This window comes from Methanoculleus sp. MH98A, assembly GCF_000691865.1.
In the GTDB taxonomy this organism is placed as follows: Archaea; Halobacteriota; Methanomicrobia; order Methanomicrobiales; family Methanoculleaceae; genus Methanoculleus.
This window is the reverse complement of the sequence record NZ_JMIO01000129.1, coordinates 1-2,832: the sequence shown is the minus strand read 5'-3', so window position 1 is coordinate 2,832 and position 2,832 is coordinate 1. Positions and strand designations below refer to the sequence as shown.

Annotated in this window: 4 protein-coding genes and 1 pseudogene; 4 read left to right on the top strand and 1 reads right to left on the bottom strand. The window is 56.9% G+C overall.

Annotated features, from left to right (window positions below):
- The first annotated feature begins 365 nt into the window (after nucleotides 1-365).
- The 4 genes and pseudogenes from EI28_RS11905 (at nucleotide 366) to EI28_RS11895 (ending at nucleotide 2,450) form a co-directional block, all read left to right on the top strand.
- On the top strand, nucleotides 366-1,034 hold the full coding sequence (locus EI28_RS11905; protein WP_048115102.1) for a hypothetical protein: 669 nt from the start codon (nucleotides 366-368) through the stop codon (nucleotides 1,032-1,034).
- A 173-nt stretch (nucleotides 1,035-1,207) separates the two neighbouring features.
- Nucleotides 1,208-1,570, top strand: a pseudogene (locus tag EI28_RS15580) (hypothetical protein); the annotation flags it as partial.
- Nucleotides 1,571-1,591: 21 nt separating this feature from the next.
- A complete protein-coding gene (locus EI28_RS11900; RefSeq protein ID WP_052379746.1) occupies nucleotides 1,592-2,020 on the top strand; it encodes a nucleotidyltransferase domain-containing protein in 429 nt (142 codons plus the stop codon).
- 1 nt (nucleotide 2,021) lies between these two features.
- Nucleotides 2,022-2,450, top strand: a complete 429-nt coding sequence (locus tag EI28_RS11895) for a DUF86 domain-containing protein (protein WP_048115101.1) — start codon at nucleotides 2,022-2,024, stop codon at nucleotides 2,448-2,450.
- Nucleotides 2,451-2,651: 201 nt separating this feature from the next.
- On the opposite strand, the gene EI28_RS14170 is transcribed toward EI28_RS11895, so the two are convergent.
- Nucleotides 2,652-2,832 (bottom strand): type II toxin-antitoxin system HicA family toxin (locus EI28_RS14170; protein ID WP_155937409.1); only part of this gene is annotated, 181 nt, incomplete at its 5' end.

Genomic DNA, 2,832 nt, shown 5'->3' with positions numbered 1-2,832 from the left:
CTCATGAAACGTTTCCTCCTGTTACCGGAGTCCGAATGAGCGTTTCATCCGGAACAATACGGTTCTTTTGAGTATATGCGTAAGCCTGTATAAAAAGTTATTCAAACAGTAGGGGATTTGAAAACAGCCTTTTTTGATAACGAATCCGTATAAAATCGCTTTTAACGGCCTGCATCGGTCTCAGACAAGTATTTGTAGCCGGAGGTACAACGATACCTGTACCGAAAAACCACGCGGATGACCGCCCCGTTTTGGAAAAAACGTTTCGAAATGGGAAATATAATGCAATTTCCGGGTACCGGAAACGGAGAGGCGGATCGGCCGCACGGGATGGTCCCAATCGGGGGGAAAGGAAGGAACGGGATATGACGAAGAAGCAGGATTTCATCTACGTTGTTCTGGGAATTGCGGTCGTCCTCGTGATGGCCCTGATCATCAAGCCGGCGGCGACCGGCGAGCTGCCGGGCTTATGGGGGTCCGGGGAACCGGAGCCGGGAATAACCCCGGCCTGGACGCCCACGATACCCACCACGGTGCCGACGCCCACGCCGGTGCCCACCTGGGACGGGAAGCCGCGGCCGGTCGGGTTCGTCGACCCGGGGACCTACCAGATTCCGATCGAGGAGACCCGCCTGAACATGACCACTCCGCCGGGGGCCGTGGCCGGGCCCGGCATCACCCGGTGGGTGACTTACGCGACGATCGACGGCCAGTGGTCGGGGACGACCGGGATCGTCCGGGTCCCGTTCCCGATGTGGCGGCTCGACTACTCGGATATCACGACCTCAAACGACGAGATCCCGCTCTTCAACTGCCAGGTGATGGACGCCGAAGACCCGAACCGGTTCGTCCGGGTCGTCACCCTCAACTTCGCCGACTTCCTGGGGGCGAAGGAGAACCCCGATCTCAAGAAGCAACGGTGGGTGAGCACCTTCTACGAAGGATATCATGATTACTACTTCGTCATCAACACCCGGCGCATCGACTCCTACCACTTGAAGATCCAGGTGCCGGAGGAGTATGTGGGTACATAGTGGGTTCGATGACGTCTCTTCCTAGTGCCGAGGGGGTGCAAACCGGCAGCGAGGGTCGAGGAGGACTTTGAGGAGTTGACAATTACGACAAATGCGCCAGATCTACCAAATGATTATGGCTCACTACTTATCGAGATCAAAGAACGCATACGCACCGCTCAGTACAGGCGCTCAGGGCAGTCAGTAAGGAACCGGTCGGCCTGTACCGGGATATCAGGAGGCTGATCGTGGAGCGGCAGTCCGGCGACACCTGGGGTAAGTCAGTTGTCCAACAACTGGTTGGAGATCTGCAAAAGGAGTTTCCTGGCATCGACAGATTTTCTCCCTCCAATCTGGCGTATGAAGTCATTTTTCGAGATATATGTCGGTTCTGCAAAACTCGCACAATTGGTGCGAGAAATAGACTGGCGTCACAACCCGATCATCCTCCGACCTCACGATGGGCGCCGCCGCGAGCCAGTCGACCGAGGAGGCACTCCGCGACGGAAAGGAGTGGGTCTGCTGGTCCGCAGGGGCCGGGAAAGGATGATATGTGATGCGGGAAAATGTACGATAGTATGAGGGCGCGCCATCTGCTTGAGGCGGGAGAGAAAGAGGAGGTGCTCCACACCATCCGTACGGTCCTCGCCGGATTTGACGAGATAGAGGTGGGGTACGTCTTCGGCTCGTTCTGCAGGGGGAATTTTGGCGACGTGGACGTGGCGATCCTCGTCACCGGCGAAGTTGCCCCTTACCAGGCGATGCGGTTCGCGCGGCGGGTCGAGCGGGAGCTCGAACGGGGGTTCGGTTACCGCTTTGAGGCTGACGTGAAGGTCCTCAACACCGCCCCAATCTCCCTCCAGCATGAGATCATCAAGAGCGGCAGACCCGTGTTCTCCCGCGACCGGGAACGGAGGGTCCGTTATGAGGCAGGCGTGCTCTCCCTGTACCTCGACTATGCGGAGACGCTCGACTGGTTTGACAGAGTTCTACTCACGAGGGCCTGATATGGACGAAGGGATCCTCGGTCACCTCCGTGAGCTCGATGAGGCAGCCGGGGATTGGGAGCGCTATCGGTCCATCACTCTCGCTGAGCTGAGGACCGACCGAGACAAACGGAACATGGTGCTGCACGCGCTCCTCGTCAGCATCCAGGCATCGATCGACATCGCCAACCACCTGGTCGCGGCCTGCAGCTCCCGGCGGCCCGAAACTTACCGGGAGAGTTTTGCTATTTTATGTGATGAAAGGCTTATCCCGGAAGACCTCGGAGTCCGGCTCTCCGACCTCGCAGGATTCAGAAATGTCCTGGTCCACCTCTACTGCCGGCTGAACCTGGAAGAGGTCTATGGGGTGCTACAGGACGATCTTCCGGTTGTGAACCGTTACCGGGAGATGGTCCGGGCGATGCTCCGGGACCACCTTCTCCCGAAGTAACGGCCCGGGGGATCTCGCGCCCGCTGCTGGAAGAGTGCGACGAAGGGGGTGGATGAACGATTATCTGTCCTATACTGAGGCACTGCCAGTTAAAATCGGTATATACCGTCGGAACACTATATTCAATACTCGATGTGCTTTCAAAAGCAACCGAGATCCCGCGGAACGAATTGATCGACGCGATCAGATAGTTCCTCCATTTTAACTCCCTCCGGTCAGTTCGTTGTGCAGGGGAGCGACAACATGATATTTCTTGTCACCTTTTTGGATAACCATTTGAACGTGGTTTCCTGTTTGTCGAAGGTACGTGTACCCGAGAGATTCGAGGTATTTAACGATCTTGAATCTACTAACAACCGGTCGCCTTGACATTGCGATCGAC